Annotated in this window: 1 protein-coding gene; it reads left to right on the top strand. The window is 54.3% G+C overall.

The features are described 5' to 3' along the window. Positions 1 to 12: 12 nt before the first annotated feature. On the top strand, positions 13 to 532 hold a 520-nt coding region (locus tag J5M58_RS26120; protein ID WP_207880222.1), incomplete at its 3' end, for an RNA-directed DNA polymerase.

Raw genomic sequence — 532 nt, 5'->3', positions numbered from 1 at the left:
GAACTATTCGTCGTGTCACTCGACATCAAGTCGTTCTTTGACTGTGTCGATAGCAAGGCATTGGTACATGAACTTTACCGACTTCAGACAACCTATCAGAAACATGAGGGCCTGTCCGAGAACGACTCCACAGACGTGCCGTTCTGGGAATTGGCATCGCTCATTCTTAGTTGGCGGTGGCGGGAAAGCGACCATCAATCTGCACCGCTAATTCGCGGCCAGGACTTTGAGCACCTTGCAGTAGGTCTCCCGCAAGGACTCGTCGCATCTGGCTTCTTCGCCAACGCTTACCTCGTCGGCTTCGACACCGAGATGTGGAGAGTATGTGAAGAGCAGCAGCAACTGCCAGAAGATATCCGCATACTCGACTATTGCCGCTATGTCGATGACCTTCGTATCGTGGTCGAGGCGCCGCTTGCAATGGGTGCCGCTGGGAGCGAGAGGACGCTGCAACGAGTCCAACAGTTTGTGTCGGAGATGTTGGCGAATCACTGCCTGCGTCTACAGGCAAACGTGTCACTGACGCTTTCCC

Origin of the sequence: Pseudomonas sp. 32_A (assembly GCF_017490905.1) — a bacterium.
GTDB lineage: Bacteria > Pseudomonadota > Gammaproteobacteria > Pseudomonadales > Pseudomonadaceae > Aquipseudomonas > Aquipseudomonas inefficax.
The sequence above is the reverse complement of the archived record's forward strand: the minus strand, read 5'-3'. Positions and strand labels throughout refer to the sequence as shown.